Here is a 23,087-nt window from a genome sequence, read left to right as displayed (position 1 = left end):
TTTCCCATGACCAAGGAACTTGGCGTCGGCATCATCGGATGCGGCAACATTTCCATGACCTATTTCGCGCTGTCTCCGCTGTTTAAGGGGATCAAGGTTCTGGCCTGCGCCGACCTCAATCCGGAGGCGGCGCGGCTGCGGGCAGCAGAATACGGGGTGAAGGCGCAGACCATTCCGGAGCTGCTCGCCAATGACGAGCTTGACGTGATTGTCAACCTGACGATCCCGGCCGCGCATTTCGAGGTCTCGAAAGCCATTCTCGATGCCGGCAAGCACGTCTATTCCGAAAAGCCGCTGACCATCACGCTGGAAGAGGGAAAGCAGCTGCAGGCCCTCGGACGGGAAAAGGGGATGGCGATCGGTTGTGCGCCGGACACCTTTTTGGGCGGCGCGCACCAGCTGGCCCGAAAATTCATCGATGACGGCGGCGTTGGACGCATCACGTCGGGTACATGCCATGTCATGAGCCCGGGCATGGAAATGTGGCACCCGAACCCCGGCTTCTTCTTCCTCAACGGCGGCGGGCCGATCCTCGACCTCGGGCCGTACTATATCGCCAACCTCGTCAACTTCCTCGGCCCCGTCAAACGGGTCGCGGCATTGACGTCGATGGCCAATCCGACGCGGACGATCACCAGCGAACCGCTGAAGGGACAGAGCATCCCTGTCGAGACCCCCACCAACATCCACGCTCTGCTCGAGTTCGCGGCAGGCGCAACGATCACGCTCTCGGCCAGCTGGGATGTCTGGTCGCATCGTCATGCCAATATGGAACTCTACGGCACGGAAGGCTCGATCTACGTCCCCGACCCGAACTTCTTCGGTGGCGTGGTGGAAGCAAGCGGCCGCGACAAGGATATCCAGCCGCTGAAGGACTGGGATCATCCCTTCAGCAAAAACAACCAGGAGCATCCGACGAACGGTCCGCGTGCAAACTATCGCACCGCAGGTCTGGCCGACATGGCAATGGCACTGATCGAAGGGCGCGACATTCGCTGCTCGATCGACCGGGCGCTGCATGGCGTCGACGTCATGACCTCGATCCTGAAATCCGGAGAAGAGGGCAATTTCGTTGCGACCACAACGACCTGCACCCAACCGGCGGCACTCGGCATCGATGAAGCGTTGGCGCTTCTTGTCTGATACTCTATGACGTGCACGGCGCCGAAGAAGAGGTCGGCGCCGTTTTTCATTCGGAGGATTTTTCAGAGATGGCTTGGCACCCGGCGGACAACCGCTACGACACCATGAAATACAATCGCTGCGGCCGGTCCGGCCTCAAACTTCCGGCGATCTCGCTCGGCCTGTGGCACAATTTCGGTGACGACACGCCGCACCAGCGCAAGGTTGATATCTGCAGAAAAGCCTTCGATCTCGGCATCACCCATTTCGATCTCGCCAACAATTACGGCCCGAAGGCTGGCAGCGCCGAAACGGCCTTCGGCCAGATCCTGCGCGATGAGTTTCATGGACTGCGGGATGAACTGATCATCTCGTCGAAAGCCGGCTACAACATGTGGCCCGGCCCCTATGGCGAATGGGGCAGCCGCAAGTACCTGATCGCGTCCTGTGACCAGAGCCTGAAGCGCATGGGTCTCGACTATGTCGATATCTTCTATTCGCACCGCTTCGATCCGGATACGCCGCTGGAAGAGACCTGCGGCGCGCTGGATCACATCGTTCGCTCGGGCAGGGCGCTTTATGTCGGCCTCTCGTCCTACAATTCGCAGCGCACGCGGGAAGCTACGGCGATCCTGAAGGCTCTGGGCACGCCTGTTCTCATCCACCAGCCGAGCTATTCAATGATCAATCGCTGGGTCGAGGAAGACGGTCTGCTCGACACGCTGGACGATCTCGGCGTCGGCTCGATCGTGTTTTCGCCGCTGGCTCAGGGCATGCTCACATCGAAATATCTGGGCGGCATTCCAGAAGACAGCCGTGCCGCCCAGGGCAAGTCGCTGCGCCCGGCCTTCCTCAACGACAAGAATGTCGAGAACCTCAAAGGTCTGAACGCCATTGCCGAAAGGCGAGGCCAGACGCTGGCGCAGATGGCGCTTGCATGGGTGCTGCGCGGCGGCCGCGTGACGACGGCCCTGATCGGCGCCAGCCGCCCGGAACAGGTCGAGGATTGCGTCAAGGCGCTCGAGAACCCGGAATTCACGGCAGCTGAACTGGCCGAGATCGACGGTTACGCCAAGGAGGCCGATATCAACCTCTGGGCAGCGTCGGCCGAACGCGAGGGTCCCGCCCGCAAGTGAACCTCCCCACAGCGGGAGACACGGGTGCAGACTGAGGAGAGAGCAGTCTGCGCCCTGAGACTTTACGACCACCGGAGGAAATCCATGATCCGCAATCCGATCCTGCCGGGTTTCAATCCCGATCCATCGATCTGCCGTATCGGCGAGGACTATTATATCGCGACCTCCACATTCGAGTGGTATCCGGGCGTTCAGATCCACCACTCCCGCGACCTCGTGAACTGGACGCTCGTGCGGCGGCCTCTGGAGCGGAAAAGCCAGCTCGACATGCGCGGCAATCCCGATAGCTGCGGCGTCTGGGCGCCGTGCCTCTCCCATGCGGATGGATTGTTTTGGTTGGTCTATACCGACGTGAAACGGTTCGACGGCAGCTTCAAGGACGCTCACAACTACATCGTCACATCGCCGACGATTGAAGGTGAATGGTCGGACCCGATCTATGTCAATTCCTCCGGCTTCGACCCGTCGCTGTTTCACGACGACGACGGGCGCAAGTGGTTCCTGAACATGCAGTGGAACCACCGGACCGAGAGCTTTGGCGGCGCGCCCCAATCACCGGCTTTCGATGGCATTCTCATGCAGGAATGGGACGCCGGAACGAAGACGTTGAAGGGCCCGATCAGCAATATCTTTCCCGGCAGCCCGCTCGGCCTTGTCGAAGGCCCGCATCTCTTCAAGCGCAATGGCTGGTACTATCTGACGGCGGCCGAAGGCGGCACAGGCTATAGCCACGCCGTGACGATGGCCCGGTCGAAGGCGATTGGCGGCCCCTACGAGCTACATCCCGATAACCATCTGATCACGTCCAAGGATGCACCGGAGGCGGAGCTGCAGCGGTCCGGCCATGGGCAGTATGTGGAGACGCCGGAAGGAGAGGTCTATCACACCCACCTCTGCAGCCGACCGATCGAACCGCATCGCCGCTCACCGCTCGGGCGCGAGACGGCCCTGCAGAAATGCGTCTGGAAGGACGACTGGCTCTATCTCGAACATGGCGGCGTGGTTCCAGCCGTCGACGTCCCTGTGACGAACGGCACCGAGGTGGCTCAGGATACCGGTCGCGTAGCGCACCGGTTCGACACGGCGGTGCTGCCGAGCGAATTCCAGTGGCTGCGCACGCCGGAGCCGGAGCGGATCTTCAGCCTGACGGAGCGCCCCGGACATCTGCGCCTGATCGGCCGGGAAAGCATCGGTTCCTGGTTCGAGCAGGCGCTCGTTGCCCGCAGGCAGGAGCACCATCGCTTCCGCGCCGAGACGGTCGTCGATTTCTCACCCGACACCTACCAGCAGGTGGCAGGCCTTACCCATTACTACAATCGCCACAAGCTGCATGCCGTCGCCGTCACGCTGCACGAGAAGCTCGGCCGCGTCGTAACGGTGCTGTCATGCCCCGGCGACTTCCCGCATGCAAAGCTCGTCTGGCCAGCCGGAAGCGGCGTGCCGGTGCCGGACGGACCGGTGCATCTGGCAATCGAGGTCAATGACAATGATCTCCAGTTCTTCTGGCGCGCAGGTGGAGCGAACGACTGGGAGGCGATCGGACCGAAGCTGGACGCCTCTGTCATCTCAGACGAAGGTGGACGCGGCGAGCATAGCTCATTCACCGGCGCATTCGTGGGCGTGTTTGCCTTCGATACCTCAGGTCGTGCGAAAGCCGCTGATTTCGACGACTTCGTATACGAGCCAATCGTATGAGAAGCTCCCGTAGCGCTTAACTTCCTGCGATAAGATATGACGCCAAGGCACTAGGATCATTACGTAAGTTTAATCTTGCATTCATATGGCGTTCATCGGTTGGGCTCTAATTCTTTCGTGTGTTCAATACGAGGAAACAACCATGAAGAAATTCATCATTGCCATGCTCGCCGCTACCGTTCTGGTCGCGCCGATCGCCTCCACAGCGCAGGCGCAGGATTGGCGGAAGGGTCCGGAGCATCACCGCCCGGCCGGCAAGCATGTCGTCATTGAAAAGAAGAAAGTCGTCGTCACCAAGAAGCGCTGGGTGCGGGGTCATCGCATGTCGGCCGCTGAGCGCCGCCATATGGCGGAAGTCCGCGATTATCGCCGCTACCGCCTGTCGGCCCCGCCGCGCGGTCAGCGTTGGGTGAAGGTGGATAACGACTTCCTGCTCGTCGGCATCACCAGTGGCGTGATCGCAAGCATCATTTCCGGCCGATGAATTGAGTTGGGGGACGTCGAGTGTTCGACGTCCCCCACCTGTTTCTCTCAACACGCGGCACTGCAGGTCGCAGCACCTCGAATGTCTTGAAGATCAGGAAGCCTGCGAGAGGCAGGTCTTCAACGACGTTGCGAGACCGCGCATCATCTCGAAGTAGAGATCAGGCCCCTCGGTCAGTGCGCCGGCTTCCGGATCAAGAACGCCGGAACGCGCCTTGCTTCCTTCCGTCACGACTTTCACCAGCTTCGGCTCGAACTGAGGCTCCGCAAACACGCAGGTGGCGCCAAGCTCCTCCACCTTCTGGTGGATTTCCTTCACGCGCTCTGCGCCGGGAATGGATTCGGGGCTCACCGTGATCGAGCCCGCAACCTTCACGCCGTAGCGGTTCTCGAAATACTGATAGGCATCGTGGAAGACGATAAACGGCTTGTCCTTGACCGGAGCGAGCGTGATCTTCAGTTCCGTATCGAGTGCATCGAGCCTCTTCATCAGGTCTGCGCCATTCGCCTGATATGTCGTCGCGTTTTCCGGGTCGGCCTGAACCAGCGCCTTCTCGATCTCCTGCGCCATCGCCTTGGCATTCATCGGGTCGAGCCATAGATGCACGTCATTGCCGTCATGGTCGTGGTCGCCGTCGTCCTCCGCGCCGGCTGCGTGATCCTCGCTGCCGTGGCTATGTCCGTGATCATGGCCTTCCTCTTCGGCTTCCGGCTCGAACACACCGCCCTCGCGGAACTTCAGTTTGGTCAGGCCCGGCGCGTCTTCCAGGCTTACCACGGCAGCCTTGGCGCCGAGCGCCTCAAGCGGCTTTTCCAAAAACGCTTCCATGCCATGGCCGACCCAGAAGATCAGGTCGGCTTTCTGCAGGGCCGACGCGTTGGATGGGCGCATGTTGTAGGTATGCGGGGAGGCCGCGCCCTCGACGATCAGCTTCGGCTCGCCCACGCCTTTCATGACCGAGGCGACCAGCGAATGGATCGGCTTGATCGAGACCACGACGCTGGGTGCATCGGCAAATGCGTTCGATGCGGTCATCAGGGCCGAGCATGAGAGGAGGAGGGTTGCGGCAAATTTCATCGGATAGCTCCTTGTGAAATGACGTAATGTTATTACATCAATTGCGTTATGCTATAACGTGTGCCATGAGGGTCTGCAAGAGGCCTGACAACAGGATTTTTAGACGACCATGCTGATGAGAAACCGGGCCGACCTGCCGCTTGGAGATCATGCAAAGGCCGCAGCGAAACTCGTATCGCTGTCGAATGCCGGCATTTTCCGGGATAATCGCTGGCTGGTGCGCGGCGTCGATCTGTCGATTGCCCGCGGCGAAGTGGTGACGCTGATCGGACCCAATGGCGCCGGCAAATCGACGACCGCCAAGATGGCGATTGGTGTCCTGAAGGCAGACGAGGGTGCCGTTACCCGTAGCCGCGACCTGCGCATCGGCTATGTACCGCAAAAGCTTTCGATCGACTGGACGATGCCGCTTTCGGTTCGTCGCCTGATGCGGCTGACGAGCTCGATTTCCGATCAGGATACGATCGCAGCGCTCGAAGCGACCGGCATCGCGCATCTTGCAGACGCCGAAGTCCGGCACCTGTCGGGCGGCGAATTCCAGCGCGCGCTGCTGGCCCGCGCCTTGGCACGCAAGCCGGACCTGCTGGTGCTGGACGAGCCGGTGCAGGGCGTCGATTTCGCTGGCGAGGCAGCGCTCTACGATCTGATCCGCAAGATCCGCACCACGACGGGTTGCGGCATCCTGATGATTTCGCATGATCTGCACATGGTGATGGCGGGGACCGACACGGTGATCTGCCTCAACGGTCATATCTGCTGCCGTGGCACGCCGGAAGTGGTCAGCCAGAGTTCTGACTATGCCAAGCTGTTTGGCGCCAATGGCCGTGCGCTCGCAGTCTATAGCCACAATCACGACCATACCCACCTGCCGGACGGCCGGGTCCAGCACCGCGACGGCTCGATCACGGATCATTGCCACCCCGAGGACGGCCACCATCACGAGCATCACGCCGGGCACGACCACGAGCATGGTGACCACAAGCACCATCACGTTGGTGCTCACGACCATCACCACGATGGCGACCACGCCCACCATCATCACGGCGAGGGCAAGCCCCATGCTTGACGACTTCTTCACTCGCGCATTGATCGCCGGAGTCGGCGTGGCGCTGACAGCCGGACCGCTCGGCTGCTTCGTCGTGTGGCGGCGCATGGCCTATTTCGGCGACACGATGGCCCATTCGGCGCTGCTCGGCGTGGCGCTGTCGCTGTTTTTCGAGGTCAATCTTCTTCTGTCGGTGTTCGGCGTCGCCGTCCTCGTCTCCGGCCTGCTGCTCCTCCTTCAGCGTCGCCAGTCGCTGTCTGCGGATGCGCTGCTCGGGATCCTCTCCCATTCGGCTCTGGCGATCGGCCTTGTCCTCGTTGCCTTCATGACCTGGGTTCGGATCGATCTGATCGCCTTCCTGTTCGGCGACATCCTGGCGGTCACGCCATCCGATATTGCACTGATCTGGGGTGGCGGGATCGTCGTGATCGCAGCGCTCGCATTCCTCTGGCGCCCGCTGATCGCTTCGACGGTGAGTGAAGACGTGGCGGAAGCCGAAGGCATGCGGCCGGCTCAGGCAAAACTGTTCTTCATGCTTCTGATGGCGCTGGTCATCGCGATCGCCATGAAGATCGTCGGCATCATGCTGATCACCTCGCTGCTGATCATTCCTGCAGCGACCGCCAGACGCTTTTCGGCAAGCCCGGAATGGATGGCGGTATTCGCTTCGCTGATCGGTGCTGCAGCTGTCGTCGGCGGTCTATTCGGCTCTTTGACCTATGATACGCCGTCCGGCCCTTCCATCGTGGTGGCCGCACTCCTACTTTTCATCATGAGTTTGCTTCCCGCCTTCGGCCGCAAAACGAATGAGCGGGCAACCAATAAAGGAGTGCGCGGATGAACGCCCCGATCGTCAATCCGGCCCTGACCAAGAACCAGTCTCTGGTGTTTGAGGCACTTGACCGTGCCGATGGGCCGCTCAGCGCCTACACGATCCTCGACAAACTGCGCGACCACGGCTTCCGTGCACCGCTTCAGGTTTACCGTGCGCTCGACAAGCTGACCGAGTTCGGCATGGTCCACCGGCTCGAAAGCCTCAACGCCTTCGTCGCGTGCGCCCACCGAGAAAGCGCGTGCTGCGGAAAAGGTCAAGGCCACGGCACGGTTGCCTTCGCGATCTGCGAAAGCTGCAGCCAGGTGCTGGAATTCCACGATCACGAGGTCGATCACCACCTTACCGACTGGGCGTCCAGCAAAGGCTTCAAGCCATCAAAGACGACGATCGAGATCCGCGGCATCTGCGAGAAGTGTGCCGCGTAGTCACACCGGCCTGAGGTCCCGGGAAAACCGTTTCCAGTTCTCCACATAGCGCGCCGCAGATTGCCGCAGCCGCTCGACGGCGTCATCGTCGAGCGTACGGATCGCCTTGGCGGGCGAGCCGACGATCAGCGAATTGTCGGGGAAGTCCTTCCCCTCGGTGACAAGCGCATTGGCGCCCACCAGGCAATTGCGGCCGATCCTTGCGCCGTTCAGGATGGTCGCACCCATACCGATCAGCGAATTGTCGCCAATGATGCAGCCATGCACGATCGCATGGTGGCCGATCGTACAGTCCGAGCCGATTACGACGGGGTAGGCGGGATCGGTATGCACCATCACGCCCTCCTGAATGTTCGACCGCGCACCAACCGTGATCGGCTCGTTGTCGCCGCGAAGCGTCACGCCGAACCAGATGCCGACATCCTCGCCCAGTTCCACCTTGCCGATCACGTTCGCATCCGGCGCGATCCAGAAGCGGTCGGCGGAGGGGAGTTTAGGCTGGAATTCACCAAGCGCGTAGATCGGCATCTGTTGACCTCCGGTTCGTGCTTCAGATCACCGTGAGAGAGAGTTCGCCGACACCCTCGGCGCTGCAGGTGATCGTGTCGCCCTTGACGATCGGGCCGACGCCCGCCGGCGTCCCGGTCATGATCACGTCACCCGGTGCCAGCACGAAGAGCTTCGACAGTTCGGCGATGATTTCCGGCAGCTTCCAGATCATCTGGTTGAGGTTGCCGGACTGCTTGCGTTCGCCGTTGACCTCAAGCCAGATCGCACCTTCCTGCGGGTGCCCGATTTGGGCGGCCGGGACAAGTGCGGAGACGGGCGCCGAATGTTCGAACGCCTTTGCCGATTCCCAAGGCCGGCTCATCTTCTTCGCCTTGTCCTGCACATCGCGCCGCGTGAAGTCGATGCCGATCCCGTAGCCATAGACCTTGGACAGGGCCTCTTCGACCGGAATGTCGGCGCCGCCACCGGAAAGCGCCATCACCAGCTCGACTTCGAAATGCACATCGGAAGAGACTGGCGGGTATGGGAACGTGTCGCCATGATAGAGATTGTCGGCATTCTTCTGGAAAAAGAAGGGCGGCTCGCGTGACGGATCATGGCCCATTTCGATGGCGTGGTCCGCATAGTTGCGGCCGACGCAATAGACCCGGCGCACCGGAAACTGTTCGGTCTCGCCCTCGACATCAAGAAGCACGGGCTGAGGGGCAGGGATCACGGTAGCGCGCATCGAAAAATTCCTCCGGTCATCGATAGGCGTCCTTTGTCCACCAATTCGGCCGACAATCCTAGCCCGATTTCTGCGCAGCCGTACGGCTGGCGCGAATTTTCGCTTTGCTATAAGGGAAAGCGCATTCGGCAAATATGCCGGCCATGCAACCGAACAAGGGCCGGCGTGTTGAGCTGGCATCGCACTAAAGACAGCACGATAACGAAGGTTCTTCACCGATGACGCAACAGCCCAAACTCGAACATTCAGAATTCGCCGGTGAGTTCGAAGACGACGGCATCACCGTGCTCGTCGATATCTATCGCCCGGCCGATACCAATGGCGACTGGACGCTCGAGGTCATCAGCCAGACGGAAGTCGTGACCAGCTGGGAAGAGACATTCGCGACCGACAAGGACGCCTGGGAAGAATTCCTCGCCACCGCCGAACGCGATGGCATCAAAAGCTTCCTCGAAGAGGACGACGGACAGTCGGTTCACTGAACGGGCTGTCATGCTGGCAACCTGCCGGTTGAGGTCATTGACCGCAGTGGGAGCAGGGAACGTCGTTTCAGAGCGGATGAATGACTAGAGCGCGAGCACTTTCGTCAGCCACCTTCGACAGTCGCTTTCGTCAGCACCTGTTGCACGGCGCGCGCAAGATGATCACGCTCATAGGGCTTCTGGATGACGACCTCACTTTCCTTTCTGCGCGCGATCGCCAATTCGTTGCCGTAGCCGGTCGCGAAGATGAACGGCGTTCCGGCTTGCCCGAGCTTGGTCGCAAGATCGAAACTTGTGCCGCGACCGACATTGATGTCCAGCATAGCGAACTGGAAACTCTGCTTGGCAAGCAACTGTTCGGCTTCGGCAATAGTGGAGGCGAGGTGAACCTGAACCGCGCCCAGCTCGTACAGCATGTCCTCGGCCTCCAGTGCGATGAGCATGTTGTCCTCGACCAGCAGAACCTGCGCATCGTGCAGTAGTTGCTTTGGGGGGAGGCTGGTTGCTTTCAGGGTATCGGGCTCAATCATCGTCTGCGTCGGTGCCGGGTCTTGAGGCGCAATGATCACATAATTTAGCGGGATGAAGAAATCCGCTTCCAACCCGGCCAGCAGGAAGCGGACCTCTGCCGTTCCCTTCAGATCGAACGGAATCGTTTTCTCGACGATGACAGACCCAAACCCTCGCCGTGTCGGCGCAACCACGGCCGGGCCGCCGATTTCCTTCCATTTGATGTAAACGCCTTCGCCGTCGACCGAGTCGACGGTCACCTCTATGCGGCCGTTGGCCGAAAGCGCGCCATGCTTGCAGCTGTTGGTGACGAGTTCATGGACGACCAGCGCAATGGTCGACATCGCCTGTGGCTGCAGCAGTACGTTCGGCCCCTTCAAGGTAAATCGACCGCGTAAGCCGTCATGTGCCGCGATCTCATCCTGAAAGATGCCGGCGAGCGGCGCCGGGCCCCAGCTCTGGCGCGTGACGCGGTCATGGGCTCGTGCGAGCGCCTGCACCCGTCCGCCGAGCGATTCGACATAGCTCGCGACATCAACGGCTGTATGGCTTGTCTTCGTCATGAGACTGCGGATCAGGGCAAGGATGTTGCGGACGCGGTGATTGAGTTCGGCAATCAGCACTTCCTGACGTTCGGAAGCACGTCGTCTCTCGTCGCTGGCGCCGTCCGAATAGCGCAGGATGACTTCGATCAGTGCCTGTCTGATCGCTTCGCCGATGCGCTGATCGCGATCGGAAAAAGGGTTGGACTTGCCGCGGACGAGTTCGGCGAATGCTGCGAAGCTTTTGCGGGGCGATATGCGTTCGCTCTCGGTGCCTGCTTCCGCTGGCTTTGCAGGATTGCCACCCCACCTGATCTCGCTCAGCCGCTCGCGGCGGAACAGCAAGATATAGTCGCGCGGAACACGCGAGATGGGGATCGACAGCATGCCAGCGGCGCGGTCCGCTGTCTCGCTGCACGGCGCATGGACCGAAGCCAAGTTGTCGGTCGTGAACACCCGGCTCGGCGAGGCGGCGTTCAGATGATGGGCCAGAGAGATGACATTATGTTCCGACGGCGTGGCCCCGTGAAGATGAGCTTTGCCGCGACGGTAAATTGCGACACCATCGCAATCCAACATGTCGCGCGTCATGTCCTGCAGCCACTGAGCATCTTCCATCAACGATTCGTCACCAGCAATCATCGTAATGACGCGATCAGCCAAAGCACGTGCGCGATGCTCGTGCTCCTCGCTGCCGCGCCGCAGACGGCTCTCCAGCATCATCGAATACATCGCGCCGAACAGTTCCGATGCCGTCCGCATGATGAAGCTCGGCAGGCGCGGTCCATTGGCATGGCATGCGATAAGCCCCCACAGCTTTTCCTCGACGACGATCGAAATGGATAGGGAGGCACCAACCTCCATGTTGCGCAGATATTCGATATGGACGGGAGACACGGCGCGGCTGATCGACATCGACAGGTCAAGCGGAAGCGTGACCGCGTCCGCGGGAGGCAATAACGCCACGGTCGGTGCCGAGACGTCGGCTATGATGCGGAAAGGGTTGCGCAAGTACAATTCGCGCGCTTGGCGTGGGATGTCCGACGCGGGATAATGAAGCCCGAGGAAACTATCCACCCCGGCGCGGGTTGATTCCGCGATGACTTCGCCATGACCGTCTGTGTCGAACCGATAGATCATCACTCGATCAAAGCCGGTGATCGCCAGGACCTGTCGGACCGCATCTCTGTGGAATTTCTCGATTGAAGGAACTTTGGTCAGACGCGCAGCCATTGCGCGAACCATCGAAGCCGCCTCCACCCGTTCGGTCTTCTGTGTCCGTTCTCCTTCGACAATCAGAAGATCGCCCTGAAAATGGATCGACAGATCGACGTTGGGCAATCCCTGCACCAGCTTCACGTCGAAGATTCTCTCTCCTGTCGTTGACGCCAAAATCGCCATCCGGTTCCGGATGTCGTGGAGCGCCGTCTCACTGATCCACGTGTCGAAGCGCGTGCCCAGGAGTTTCTCCGGTTTGACGTTGAAGAATGTTTCGGAGTTCTCGGATACGCGAACGATCGTCCAGTCGTTCGACATCGCAACGAGGAACGCGAAGTTCTGGATCTCTTCGAGTCGCGTGATTGGCTCCCTATCGCAGACGATCAGACTGGCATCTGTGTACTCATAGCCCATTGGTGGCCCCCGCCATTTTGCCTAACGTTGCAGACGATATTTCAGCGGAGAGGTCCCCATCACCTCATGAAACGCCCTTCGAAACTGTGGTGTGCCCTTGTACCCGACTGCCCCGGCAATCGCGTCGATGGGCAGGTCAACCTGAGCAAGGAGCGTGACAGCTCGCGAGATGCGCCGCCGTTGAACGAGTGTGGATTTTCCCCGGTCGTTGCCTTGAAGGCGCGGGAAAAGTGAAAACGGCTGAGCCCGGCAACAGCGGCCAGCTCGGCCAGGCCGACTGTTGCCTGCAGATGCCCCTCCACGAAATCCGTGACCGCGGCGATCTGTCGGTCCGACAGACGCCCCTGCCTGTCGGCCATGACCCCGAAAACCTCAAGCGATGCCAGAAGGCAGACGCTCTCCGCGTGGAGCTCGTCCACATGAGGCGCCCTGAGAACCGCTTCAAGCTTCTTAAGTGTGGCGCGTAACTGTGGATCGCGGGAGTAAGCGAACGGCGCAGGATCCCGCTCGGAATATCTACCAGCCAGATCGTCGCGGATCGCCTTTGGATCGAAATACATAGCGACAAACCGGTTGGTTCGTGGCTGAGGCTGGCACCAGCCCTCGATGCCGCAGCCTTTGGGCACGAAGGTGATCGTGTCGCGCAAGTCCTTTTTATGGAGCGTCGGAAGACCGTCCACGCGCAGCTCACCATCAGTGAGAGTGATGTCGTGCAGTGCGAGATAGTGGTTCTCGCCACGGCTTCTGAAGTCATAGGGTTCAGCACCGCTCAGCTCGACATACTCGGCCGAAAATCCGTTCAAGTCGAACGCCGCCCGTGCGACATGCGCCACGGCCGGCTCTGCAAAATCTATCTCAAGACCGCGAGAAGAACTCATATGTCTGACTAGCACGCATTTTGCTCGGATTAAACAAAATTTGCTACTGAAGGGTAGGGCTTGCACCTTGGGTGGCGACCTCTCACCTTCGCTGGCATCTCGGCCGTCGAAAGTCGAATTCCCTGTAGAAGAGGCTTTTACCTCAAGACTCAGTCCATCTACGCTCCAGCCGGTTCCAATCCGCACCAACCTGGCGACAACGCATTTTCGCCGTTTGTCTTTCGCCAGGCTCGAAATCTTGTTATCCGTGCAGCCACGCACCGGAATAGTCGCTCGGAAACCATGCCAACGCATCCTCATAAAAAAGTCTTCGCTGTCGCACCCATGATCGACTGGACCGATCGTCACTGCCGTTTCCTGCACCGGCAGCTGTCGTCGCGGGCGCTTCTTTATACGGAGATGGTCGTCGCCGATGCGATCATCCATGGGCCGCGGGAGCGGCTCTTGTCCTATTCGCCGGCAGAACATCCTGTTGCCTTGCAGCTCGGTGGCTCGAATGCGGAAAAGCTGTCCGAGGCGATCCGGATCGCCGGTGATTACGGTTACGACGAGATCAACCTCAATGTCGGATGCCCCTCGGACCGGGTGCAGTCGGGGACATTCGGTGCCTGCCTGATGCGCGATCCTGCGCATGTTGCAGACCTCGTCACAGCCATGAAAAAGGTTTCACAGGCGCCTGTGACCGTCAAATGCCGCATCGGCGTTGATGATCAGGTGCCGGCCGACGTCCTGCCGGACTTTCTCGCGCGAATGATTGGTGCCGGTGCCGACGCGATCTGGATCCATGCCCGCAAGGCTTGGCTGCAGGGACTGTCGCCAAAACAAAACCGCGAGGTTCCTCCACTGGATTACGATCTCGTCCATCGGATGAAGCGTGAGAACCCGGATGTGTTCCTCGGGATCAACGGCGGTATTGCCGATCTTAAGCAAGCTTCTGAACACCTGGAGGTGATGGATGGCGTCATGCTCGGCCGCGCTGCCTATCACAACACCGGCTTGCTGGCGGGCGTCGATGCGCTTCTGGATGGAAGACTTGAGTGTCCAGACCCTGACTGGCTGGCGCTGCGCGACGCGATGATTGCCTATGCGGATCAGGTTATCGCCTCCGGTGGCAGATTGCATCACGTGACGCGTCACATGGTTGGTCTGTTTCAGGGTTATCCCGGTGCGCGTCGGTTCCGCCAGATCCTGTCGTCGGAGGCGACGAAGCCTGGCGCTGGGACCGAAATCCTGACGGCTGCGTTCGCGGCGGTGGATTTGAGCTCCGGGCTCGAAAAGGCGACCGGATAAGCCTTTTGGGATCAAGATCTCGCACCCAAGGCGCGTTACCGGCGACGTGAATGCCGGCACTGTATATTATTATTTCCTTAAATATTAACACCTAATGTTTTGCTGACAAGTCGATGAAATTGTTCGTCGTGCGTTCTTGTGGTGGCATCCATGTTTCGAGTTCTCGAATGCGTCGTGGTTCAGCATGATCGAAGCACTGTTCTTCTCGCGGCCGGCATCTGCGTCGTCGGCATGCTCGCATTTTTTCTGATCCATAGACGGGCGATCGAGTGCAACGAACGTCGGCGGCGGATCTGGCTCCTTGTCGCCAGCGCCACGGGCGGGCTTTCCATCTGGTCGACGCATTTCGTGGCAATGCTCGCCTACCAGGGCACGATAGCGATCGAATTCGAGCGCGTCCTCACCCTTGTATCGGCTCTGACTGCCGTCGCCGGCTTCTGGTTGGCGCTGCAGATCGCCGATCGATCGAAGACGGTTTCTTCGCTCGCAGCCGGCATGGTCGCCACCGTCACGGTCGCCGCCATGCACTTGATCGGCACCGAAGCGATCCGTGCCGCGGCAACGACCCGCTACGAAATGACGCCCATCTTGATCGGCTCTGTTGTCTCTTTCTCTCTCTTCACCGCGGCGTTCGCCTCCACGACGCTTCGAAGAAGCACCCTGCGCCTGATCTGTGCAGTCGCTGCCAGTGTTGCTGCCATTTGCATCCTGCATTTTACTGCGATGTCGGCGACCGAGCTGATCCCCGATCCGACGCTTCCAGAGGCCTCGCTCGACGGTGGCGGGCGGATCTGGCTGACCGGCGCGGTTTCGATCGTCATGAGTGTGATCGTGCTGACGACTGTTGCCGCGAGCTTCATCGACCGGTATCTGACGGATTTGCGTGGCTTCGCCAACGCGACGCTTGAAGGCCTCGCGGTGGTTCGCGATGGCCGCGTCATTGAGACCAATGCTCGCTTTGCCGAATTGCTGTTGCTGCGCGACCGCGACATCCTCGGCCGAGATCCTGACGATCTGCTGGCGGCAGCCGACGGTCTTCCGCTGACGGCTCAAAGGAATTCCGCAGTCGCTGCCACGCCGAAAGTGACGGACCGTGAGGTCTTTCTCGAGGTTGCCGTCCATACGATCGAGTATCGCGGTCGCTCCTGCCAGGTTCTGGCTGTCCGCGATCTGACCGAGAAGCGCATTGCGGAGCGCCGCATCGAACACATGGCCCGCCACGACGCTTTGACTGACCTTCCCAACCGTACGCTCTTCAACGATCGGCTCGACGGTGCCTTGAGGACGGCTGCACTTTCCGGCGATGTGCTGGCGGTGCTTGCCCTTGATCTCGACCGCTTCAAGGCCGTCAACGATGTGTTCGGCCATGCGGAAGGCGATCGTGTCCTGATCCGGGTCGCCGATATCCTGCGGCGCTGTGTCGGTCCGGCCGATACGCCGTCCCGCATCGGCGGCGACGAGTTCATCATCCTCCAGACAGGCGTCGAACAGCCGGCGGGCGCAAACCTGCTCGCCGAGCGTATCCTCGAAACCTTCCGCACCGAAATGAATGTCGCACTAGATCCCACCGCCGTCGGCGTCAGCATCGGCTGCGCGGTTTATCCGGACGACGGAGAAACGCCTGATGACTTGCGCAATGCGGCCGACATGGCCCTCTACAATGCGAAGTTCTCGGGACGTGGTACGGCAGCATTCTATTCCGCGGCAATGGACGCAGAGCTGCGCGAGCGGCGCGAGATCGAGAGCGAGTTGCGCTACGCCGTACTGCGCTCGCAACTCAGCATGGTATTCCAGCCACTCTTTGATGCCACAAGCGGCTTCTGCTCGGGCTATGAGGCCCTGATGCGGTGGAAGCATCCGCAATGGGGCAATGTCTCACCGAGCGTCTTCATTCCGGTTGCCGAGGAAACCGGCATCATCGTGCCGATCGGTGAATGGGCGATGCGCGAAGCCTGCAGGGTCGCCAGTACCTGGGATGACGGCCTGGCGGTAGCGGTCAACGTTTCGGCCATCCAGTTTCGCTTCCCGAACCTTGTCGACATGATTGCGTCGGCACTGGATGAGAGCGGCCTAGAGCCCCACCGGCTTGAACTCGAGATCACAGAGACCTCGCTGCTCAAGGATCGCGACACGACGCTCGCGACCTTGCTCCGGTTGAAGGCGCTGGGAGTCCATGTGGTGATGGATGACTTCGGCACCGGCTATTCGTCGCTCAGCAACCTGCACAGCTTCCCCTTTGACAAGATCAAGATCGACCGCAGTTTTATCAGCGAGATGGAGGAAAGCGACAGCGCCCGTGCCATCGTCAAAGCCATCATCGGTCTCGGCAAGAGCCTGGACTTGCCCGTCGTCGCGGAAGGCATCGAGACCTTCGGGCAGCACCGGATGGTGGTCGAAGACGGCTGCGAACAGCTGCAGGGTTTTCTCCTCGGCAAGCCGAAGAGCGAGGACGAAGTGGAGATCCTCTCAGGAATTCGCAATCTTCCGACTTATCGCCGTCGAGGTTGAGGTGGGCGATCATACGGGCTGTTTCGTCAGCAACCCGCTGGCAAGATGACGGAACGCTTCGACGGCTTTTTCCAACACGGCCGGCGGATCGTCGGCCGCAGCGATCCACAGTGCGGCGTTGAGTGCCGCACCGTTGATGAGACGTGCGGCGGCCTCCGCATCCATACTCTTGACCGTCCCTTCGGCGATGAGAGCACTGATCGTATCCGCCGTGGTGCGCAGACAGGCGTTCTGATTGGGCCAACGCGATGGGTCGCCGAGGACAGCAGGACCATCCAGCAACATGATGCGCTGAATTTCCGGCTCCAGCGACATCTCGATATAGGCGACCGCCTCGGCAAGAAAGCCGTCCCAAAGTGTCCCGCCAGCGTGGTCTGCTGCAGCACGCATCCGCCGCAGCATCTCGGAATCGATCTGATCGATCACCGCTTGTAAAAGACCCTTCTTGTCACCGAAATTATGGTAGAGCGCACCCCGCGTCAGGCCGGCGGACGCCGTGAAGTCGTCCATGGACGAGCTGGCATAGCCTTTCTCGGCGAAGGACTTGCGAGCCGCGCTGATCAGCTTGACCCGCGTTTCTTCCATCATTGTTGTACGCTTGCTCGGCGCCATCGCTCACCCCCGGATCGAATTCTTACAGCAGTTGACATACGCAGCGTATCTGAGATACGCAGTTGCATACGGAGCGTATATCAAGATTGACGTGGGCAGGGAAGGCTCCTGCAACGCCGAGCACTCAACAACCGATTGGAGACGAGCTATGATCGAACGAGAAGCAATTTTCCCCGCAGGCCGACAGGCCCTTTACGAGATCAACAAATACTCAGCCGCGATAAGGTCGGGTGATCTTCTCTTTGTGTCCGGACAGGTTGGCAGCCGTGATGACGGAACGCCGGAACCGAATTTTGAAAAACAGGTTCAACTCGCGTTCGACAATCTGCGTGCGGTTCTCGCAGCGGCAGGCTGCGGGTTCGACGACATCATCGACGTCACCACGTTTCACACCGACCCTGAAAATCAGTTCGGGACGATTCAGGCAGTTCGCTTGGGCATAATGGGGGAAAAGCCGTACCCGAATTGGACAGCGGTCGGGGTAAACTGGCTCGCGGGGTTCGATTTCGAGATCAAAGTGATCGCTCGTATCCCGTAATCCCGAGCGAGCCGCGATTGCAGCACGGTCAGGGCCCAATATCAGGCTACGGCGAGTTGCCGTAGCAATCGCTTCAATTCGACCGATTCCGGCAGAGGCTCGGGCGGTTCCGACTTGAGGTTGTTGCGATCATTGAGTTCAAACTGGTACCAGTTGAAAAGACCCGATGCGACAGTCTGAGCCTCCTCGCTCGACACGTCCACATGTCTTTCTTCGCACCAGGCTTCCAGGAATCTCTGAAGAAGTTCGAGATCATCCGAACCTAGCACGATCGCCGATGAGGCGTTGTCCTGACACATTCTACCCTCGCATCCTTGACAAGCACTCTCCTGATATCGGCATAGCCGGATGATCAGAAAAGACTGCGGGGCGTCTTTGAAAAGGCGACACCTGAGCGCTGCATCCCGGAGTATGCATGCGTCCCGCAGTGCAAGTTAACGCAGAACCAACGAATTGGTTCAATTCGGGAAAAGCAGTCGGGAGTAAAACGAAAGATTAGGAAGTCTTGACCGCGCGCTTGGTCTTCGTCGCCGCTTTTTTTACAGGGGCGGGGGCATCAGCGGTCTGCTGGAGCCGCAGAGCACGTAGTTTTTCTGTCTTCTTTTCACGAGCGATAACTTCGGCGTCCAGGATGTCACGCACCACGGAGTTGGTCTGCTCCGATTTGGCTTGTGCCGACATTTTCGCGGGCTTGAAGAACTGGTCCTTGGTCGCTGTCATGCTTTCCTCCTGGAAACGGCCGATGTCTGCCGTGGACCGCGAGAATGGCATAGACTGCCATCCTGCGATTGGTTGCGTGGCTCTGGCTTGTGCTCAAAACCACGCTCATGTCGGAGCCTAGCGGGCGCGAGCTACGATGACTTTTTTCTTCGGAGCCGGAAGCAGGCCTTCGCGCTGCATCTGCTTGCGAGCAAGCTTGCGCGCGCGACGGATCGCATCTGCTTTTTCACGTGCACGCTTCTCGGAAGGCTTTTCGTAAGCGCTACGAGCCTTCATTTCGCGGAAGATACCTTCGCGCTGCATCTTCTTCTTCAGGACGCGGAGAGCCTGATCAACGTTGTTATCTCTGACGAGTACCTGCAAAATATCTCCTTACGCGGCGAACCGCTATCTCTTGAAATTTGTCGGACGCGGGTTGATCGGGAAGCGATCTCACATCCGCTCTCTTTTCACCCATTCGAAGTTAAACCGTCTAGCACAGTAAAACCTCAGAATGGACGAAAAAACAAAAGGCCGGGAGATGAACCCCGACCTTCCACCATCATCGCCGCCTTCGTGCCAGTACATCCGTGGTCACGCGGGGCAATGACAAAACCTTAAGCAGCGCGCAGGTTGTCTGCGGAGCTCTTGCCAGAACGTTTGTCCTGGACGATTTCGTAGCTGATCTTCTGACCTTCGTTCAGGCCATTCATGCCAGCGCGCTCAACAGCGGAAATGTGAACGAACACATCCTGGCTGCCGTTGTCAGGCTGAATGAAACCAAAACCCTTGGTGCTGTTAAACCACTTTACAGTGCCGGTATCCATAACGATTTCCTTTCAATCGTAGTAAGTTGCCAACCCTGAAATACGGGGTCGGGGGTAGATCGACGTTGAGAGGAAATCAGAAAGAGCTCCAAGTTTTCCGGGAGCTGCGGACGAGTCGCTAGCAAAGTTCGATGAAACTCAAAATAGAGAATAATTGCACTTAAACAAGGGCTGCGCGAAAATATATCCCGGAGAGGCCCAAAGCCCGGGCCTCTCCGGTATTCGTGTTACTCCGCGGCCTCCGCGTAGTCCTCAAGCGGCGGGCAGGTGCAGAGCAGATTGCGGTCGCCATAGACATTGTCGACGCGGTTGACCGGCGACCAGTATTTGTCGACACGGAATGCGCCCGGCGGATAGCAGGCCTGTTCGCGGCTATAAGGACGATCCCATTCGCCGACCAGGTCTTCCACCGTGTGCGGGGCATTCTTAAGCGGGTTGTTGACCCTGTCCATGCGACCGTCTTCGATCGCACGAGCCTCTTCGCGGACTGCCAGCATCGCATCGCAGAACCGGTCGATCTCGGCCTTCGTTTCCGATTCCGTCGGTTCGATCATCAGCGTACCGGCAACCGGCCAGCTCATGGTCGGGGCGTGGAAGCCGCAGTCGATCAGGCGTTTTGCAACGTCGTCGACAGAGACGCCGGCCGAGGCGTTGAGCGGGCGGGTGTCGATGATGCACTCATGCGCGACGCGTCCGCTTGCGGACTTGTAGAGCACATCGTAGGCGCCCTTGAGCCGGGCTGCGATATAGTTGGCGTTGAGGATCGCAACCTTCGTCGCCTGCGTGAGCCCTTCGCCGCCCATCATCAGGCAGTAGGACCAGGAGATCGGCAGGATCGAGGGAGAGCCGAACGGCGCCGCCGAAACCGCACCTTCGCTGCCAAGTTCTCCGGCCCATTGCGGGTGACCGGGCAGGTGGCTTGCCAGGTGCGCCTTGACGCCGATCGGACCCATGCCGGGACCGCCGCCGCCATGCGGAATGCAGAACGTCTTGTGCAGATTGAGATGCGAAACGTCGGAACCGATGTCACCGGGGCGGGACAATCCGACCATGGCATTCATATTGGCACCGTCGAGATAGACCTGGCCGCCATTGGCATGGGTGATCTCGCAGATCTCCTTCACCGTCTCCTCGAACACGCCGTGTGTCGAAGGATAGGTGATCATGCAGCAGGACAGATTTGCCGCATGCTGCTGTGCCTTGGCACGGAAGTCTTCGAGATCGATATCGCCGTTCTCGAGCACTTTCACGACCACGACCTTCATGCCGACCATCTGGGCCGAGGCAGGATTGGTGCCGTGCGCGGAGGTGGGGATGAGGCAGACGTCGCGATGCGTATCGCCATTGGCGATATGGTAGTTGCGGATCGTCAGCAGGCCCGCATACTCGCCCTGCGCACCCGAATTCGGCTGCATCGAGAAAGCATCGTAACCGGTGATCTGGCAGAGCTTTGCCGAGAGATCGTCGATCATCTCCTTGTAGCCGAGCGCCTGGTCGACGGGTACGAACGGGTGGATGTCGGAAAACTCCGGCCAGGTGATCGGCAGCATTTCAGCCGTCGCGTTCAGCTTCATCGTGCAGGAACCGAGCGGGATCATCGCGCGGTCCAGCGCCAGGTCGCGGTCCGACAGGCGGCGGATGTAGCGGGTCATCTCGCTTTCGGCGCGGTTCATGTGGAAGATCGGATGGGTCATGTAATCCGATTTTCTGAGCAGCGCGTTGGGCAGGCGGTATTCGACCGGGAAGTCCGACACCTTGAAGTCACCGCCGAATGCGCGCCAGACGGCCTCGAGCGTGACCGGGCGGGTGCGTTCGTCGAGCGACATGCCGATCTTTGTTTCACCCACCTTGCGCAGGTTGACGCCCTCGGCGACGGCCGCCCGCATGATCACACCCTGCATGTGGCCGACCTCGACGGTGAACGTGTCGAAGAACGTATCGGGTTCGATCGTGTAGCCGAGCTTTTCGAGGCCCTTGGCCATCAGCACGGCTTTCTTGTGGACAGCCTGGGCAATCGCCTTCAGGCCTTCCGGGCCGTGGAAGACGCCGTACATCGAGGCCATGACGGCGAGCAGAACCTGCGCCGTGCAGATGTTCGATGTCGCCTTCTCGCGGCGGATATGCTGTTCGCGGGTCTGCAGCGACAGGCGGTAGGCACGGTTGCCGCGGGCATCGACGGAGACGCCGACGAGGCGGCCGGGCATGGCGCGCTTGTGCGCATCCTTGACCGACATGTAGGCCGCGTGCGGGCCGCCGTAACCGACAGGCACGCCAAATCGCTGCGACGAGCCGATCGCGATATCCGCACCCATTTCGCCGGGCGATTTCAAAAGCGTCAGCGCCAGAAGATCGGCCGCCATAGCAGCGACCGCACCGGTCTGGTGCAGGCGGGAGATAAGGCCCGAGAAGTCACGCACTTCGCCGTTCGTGCCGGGATACTGGAAGATCGCTCCGAACACGTCGACCGGGTCGAGATCGGTCATCGGATCACCGACGATCACGCTCCAGCCGAGCGGCGCTGCACGTGTCTCGATCAACGCGATCGTCTGCGGATGACAGGCGTGATCGACGAAGAAGGCGGTTGCCTTCGATTTCGCCTGGCGCTGGCATAGCGCCATGGCTTCGGCAGCCGCCGTCGCTTCATCGAGCAGCGAGGCATTGGCGACGTCGAGGCCGGTCAGGTCGCAGATCATCGTCTGGAAGTTCAGGAGCGCTTCGAGGCGGCCTTGGGAGATTTCCGGCTGGTAGGGCGTGTATGCCGTGTACCAGGCAGGGTTTTCCAGAATGTTGCGCTGGATGACCGGCGGCGTCACGGTGCCGTAATAGCCCTGTCCGATCAGCGTGGTCAGCACCTGGTTCTTATTTGCGGTCTCGCGCAGCTTGTCGAGCGCTTCTCGTTCGGTCAGCGCCGCACCCCAGGTCAGCGGGTTCTGCTGGCGGATGGAGGCGGGGACCGTGGCATCGATCAGCGCGTCGAGCGACTTGTAGCCGATGACCGCAAGCATATCGCTCATCTCCGTCGGGGAGGGACCGATATGGCGACGATTGGCAAAGTCGTACGGGTCGTAGTCGGTGAAGTGGAAGTCGGTCGAGTCGCTCATCCGATCAGTTCCTTGTAGGCAGCTTCGTCCATCAGCGCGTCGGCGTCGGCCGCATTCTTGAGCTTCAGCTTGAAGAACCAGCCGGCAGCCTGCGGATCGGAATTGACCAGCGACGGGTCGTCAACGATCGCCTGATTGACTTCGGTGACTTCGCCATCGAGCGGCGAATAGACGTCGGAGGCTGCCTTGACGCTTTCGACGGTTGCGGCATTGCCGTCCTTCACCAGCTCGGCACCGACTTCCGGCAGTTCGACAAACACGAGATCACCGAGCTGCTCGGCAGCATGGGTGGTGATGCCGACGGTGGCAACGCCGTCTTCGAGTTTCAGCCATTCGTGTTCGGCGGTGAATTTCAGCATGGGAATGTCCTCTTAAGGAAAGCGTGAATGGGGATGACGTGGGGGAGGCCGGG

23 protein-coding genes are annotated in these 23,087 nt (G+C 60.0%); 11 read left to right on the top strand and 12 right to left on the bottom strand.

The features are described 5' to 3' along the window. The first annotated feature begins 6 nt into the window (after nt 1–6). From ACQY1L_RS07255 to ACQY1L_RS07240, 4 genes are all read left to right on the top strand, one after another. Nucleotides 7–1,143: a Gfo/Idh/MocA family protein gene (locus tag ACQY1L_RS07255; RefSeq protein WP_113112166.1), complete on the top strand. Its 1,137-nt coding sequence runs from the start codon at nt 7–9 to the stop codon at nt 1,141–1,143. A gap of 68 nt (nt 1,144–1,211) precedes the next feature. Then, entirely contained in the window at nt 1,212–2,258 is a 1,047-nt protein-coding gene (gene mgrA / locus ACQY1L_RS07250) for an L-glyceraldehyde 3-phosphate reductase (protein WP_430243579.1), read from the top strand. A gap of 84 nt (nt 2,259–2,342) precedes the next feature. Continuing rightward, nucleotides 2,343–3,953, top strand: coding sequence for a glycoside hydrolase family 43 protein (locus ACQY1L_RS07245; protein WP_430243577.1), 1,611 nt, complete (start codon nt 2,343–2,345; stop codon nt 3,951–3,953). A 142-nt stretch (nt 3,954–4,095) separates the two neighbouring features. Beyond that, nucleotides 4,096–4,437, top strand: coding sequence for an RcnB family protein (locus tag ACQY1L_RS07240; protein WP_062457117.1), 342 nt, complete (start codon nt 4,096–4,098; stop codon nt 4,435–4,437). 93 nt (nt 4,438–4,530) lie between these two features. On the opposite strand, the gene znuA is transcribed toward ACQY1L_RS07240, so the two are convergent. Then, entirely contained in the window at nt 4,531–5,514 is a 984-nt protein-coding gene (znuA, locus tag ACQY1L_RS07235; protein WP_430243575.1) for a zinc ABC transporter substrate-binding protein ZnuA, read from the bottom strand. A 115-nt stretch (nt 5,515–5,629) separates the two neighbouring features. Between znuA and ACQY1L_RS07230 the strand changes: the two genes are divergently transcribed. Genes ACQY1L_RS07230 through ACQY1L_RS07220 form a run of 3 tightly spaced genes read left to right on the top strand, consistent with a single transcriptional unit; the run spans nt 5,630 to nt 7,819 of the window. Next, nucleotides 5,630–6,580: an ATP-binding cassette domain-containing protein gene (locus tag ACQY1L_RS07230; protein WP_430243862.1), complete on the top strand. Its 951-nt coding sequence runs from the start codon at nt 5,630–5,632 to the stop codon at nt 6,578–6,580. Further along, a complete protein-coding gene (gene znuB / locus ACQY1L_RS07225; protein WP_184655048.1) occupies nt 6,573–7,400 on the top strand; it encodes a zinc ABC transporter permease subunit ZnuB in 828 nt (275 codons plus the stop codon). The genes ACQY1L_RS07230 and znuB overlap by 8 nt, the downstream gene beginning before the upstream one ends. Next, nucleotides 7,397–7,819, top strand: a complete 423-nt coding sequence (locus ACQY1L_RS07220; protein WP_430243573.1) for a Fur family transcriptional regulator — start codon at nt 7,397–7,399, stop codon at nt 7,817–7,819. The genes znuB and ACQY1L_RS07220 overlap by 4 nt, the downstream gene beginning before the upstream one ends. On the opposite strand, the gene ACQY1L_RS07215 is transcribed toward ACQY1L_RS07220, so the two are convergent. Together ACQY1L_RS07215 and ACQY1L_RS07210 are read right to left on the bottom strand one after the other, a co-directional pair. Further along, a complete protein-coding gene (locus ACQY1L_RS07215) occupies nt 7,820–8,347 on the bottom strand; it encodes a gamma carbonic anhydrase family protein (protein ID WP_430243571.1) in 528 nt (175 codons plus the stop codon). It lies immediately after the preceding gene. 22 nt (nt 8,348–8,369) lie between these two features. Further along, nucleotides 8,370–9,056 carry a fumarylacetoacetate hydrolase family protein gene (locus ACQY1L_RS07210; protein ID WP_430243569.1) on the bottom strand — a complete coding sequence of 229 codons (687 nt, stop codon included), beginning with the start codon at nt 9,054–9,056 and terminating at the stop codon, nt 8,370–8,372. 218 nt (nt 9,057–9,274) lie between these two features. Here ACQY1L_RS07210 and ACQY1L_RS07205 point away from each other — a divergent pair, with 218 nt between their 5' ends. Then, complete coding sequence (locus ACQY1L_RS07205) at nt 9,275–9,538, top strand: hypothetical protein (RefSeq protein WP_430243567.1); 264 nt, start codon at nt 9,275–9,277, stop codon at nt 9,536–9,538. Between the two features lie 104 nt (nt 9,539–9,642). Here the strand turns inward: ACQY1L_RS07205 and ACQY1L_RS07200 are convergent, their stop codons facing one another. Together ACQY1L_RS07200 and ACQY1L_RS07195 are read right to left on the bottom strand one after the other, a co-directional pair. Beyond that, the gene (locus ACQY1L_RS07200; RefSeq protein WP_430243565.1) at nt 9,643–12,222 is read right to left on the bottom strand and encodes an HWE histidine kinase domain-containing protein; all 2,580 of its coding nucleotides are present in this window, start codon (nt 12,220–12,222) and stop codon (nt 9,643–9,645) included. 21 nt (nt 12,223–12,243) lie between these two features. Beyond that, on the bottom strand, nt 12,244–12,357 hold the full coding sequence (locus ACQY1L_RS07195) for an AraC family transcriptional regulator (protein ID WP_430243860.1): 114 nt from the start codon (nt 12,355–12,357) through the stop codon (nt 12,244–12,246). A gap of 1,067 nt (nt 12,358–13,424) precedes the next feature. Between ACQY1L_RS07195 and dusA the strand changes: the two genes are divergently transcribed. Together dusA and ACQY1L_RS07185 are read left to right on the top strand one after the other, a co-directional pair. After that, entirely contained in the window at nt 13,425–14,390 is a 966-nt protein-coding gene (gene dusA, locus ACQY1L_RS07190) for a tRNA dihydrouridine(20/20a) synthase DusA (RefSeq protein ID WP_430243563.1), read from the top strand. Between the two features lie 150 nt (nt 14,391–14,540). Beyond that, the gene (locus ACQY1L_RS07185; protein WP_430243561.1) at nt 14,541–16,898 is read left to right on the top strand and encodes a bifunctional diguanylate cyclase/phosphodiesterase; all 2,358 of its coding nucleotides are present in this window, start codon (nt 14,541–14,543) and stop codon (nt 16,896–16,898) included. A 9-nt stretch (nt 16,899–16,907) separates the two neighbouring features. On the opposite strand, the gene ACQY1L_RS07180 is transcribed toward ACQY1L_RS07185, so the two are convergent. Further along, nucleotides 16,908–17,510, bottom strand: coding sequence for a TetR/AcrR family transcriptional regulator (locus tag ACQY1L_RS07180; protein ID WP_113112177.1), 603 nt, complete (start codon nt 17,508–17,510; stop codon nt 16,908–16,910). Between the two features lie 148 nt (nt 17,511–17,658). On the opposite strand from ACQY1L_RS07180, the gene ACQY1L_RS07175 reads away from it, so the two are divergent. After that, complete coding sequence (locus ACQY1L_RS07175; protein ID WP_092662284.1) at nt 17,659–18,048, top strand: RidA family protein; 390 nt, start codon at nt 17,659–17,661, stop codon at nt 18,046–18,048. Nucleotides 18,049–18,089: 41 nt separating this feature from the next. Here ACQY1L_RS07175 and ACQY1L_RS07170 read toward each other — a convergent pair whose 3' ends face one another. The 6 genes from ACQY1L_RS07170 to gcvH all read right to left on the bottom strand — a co-directional run bounded on the left by ACQY1L_RS07170 (nt 18,090) and on the right by gcvH (nt 23,034). Further along, nucleotides 18,090–18,347, bottom strand: a complete 258-nt coding sequence (locus tag ACQY1L_RS07170; protein ID WP_062457086.1) for a hypothetical protein — start codon at nt 18,345–18,347, stop codon at nt 18,090–18,092. A 196-nt stretch (nt 18,348–18,543) separates the two neighbouring features. After that, on the bottom strand, nt 18,544–18,768 hold the full coding sequence (locus tag ACQY1L_RS07165; protein WP_062458069.1) for a hypothetical protein: 225 nt from the start codon (nt 18,766–18,768) through the stop codon (nt 18,544–18,546). A 117-nt stretch (nt 18,769–18,885) separates the two neighbouring features. Further along, complete coding sequence (gene rpsU / locus ACQY1L_RS07160) at nt 18,886–19,131, bottom strand: 30S ribosomal protein S21 (protein ID WP_062457083.1); 246 nt, start codon at nt 19,129–19,131, stop codon at nt 18,886–18,888. A gap of 233 nt (nt 19,132–19,364) precedes the next feature. After that, nucleotides 19,365–19,574, bottom strand: a complete 210-nt coding sequence (locus ACQY1L_RS07155; RefSeq protein ID WP_062457081.1) for a cold-shock protein — start codon at nt 19,572–19,574, stop codon at nt 19,365–19,367. Nucleotides 19,575–19,801: 227 nt separating this feature from the next. Further along, on the bottom strand, nt 19,802–22,675 hold the full coding sequence (gene gcvP / locus ACQY1L_RS07150) for an aminomethyl-transferring glycine dehydrogenase (protein WP_430243557.1): 2,874 nt from the start codon (nt 22,673–22,675) through the stop codon (nt 19,802–19,804). Continuing rightward, complete coding sequence (gene gcvH, locus ACQY1L_RS07145; RefSeq protein WP_192076876.1) at nt 22,672–23,034, bottom strand: glycine cleavage system protein GcvH; 363 nt, start codon at nt 23,032–23,034, stop codon at nt 22,672–22,674. Before gcvH ends, gcvP begins: the two co-directional genes overlap by 4 nt. Nucleotides 23,035–23,087 lie beyond the last annotated feature (53 nt).

It is taken from the genome of Neorhizobium sp. DAR64862/K0K3 (assembly GCF_050500185.1).
In the GTDB taxonomy this organism is placed as follows: domain Bacteria; phylum Pseudomonadota; class Alphaproteobacteria; order Rhizobiales; family Rhizobiaceae; genus Neorhizobium; species Neorhizobium soli.
The sequence above is the reverse complement of the archived record's forward strand: the minus strand, read 5'-3'. Positions and strand labels throughout refer to the sequence as shown.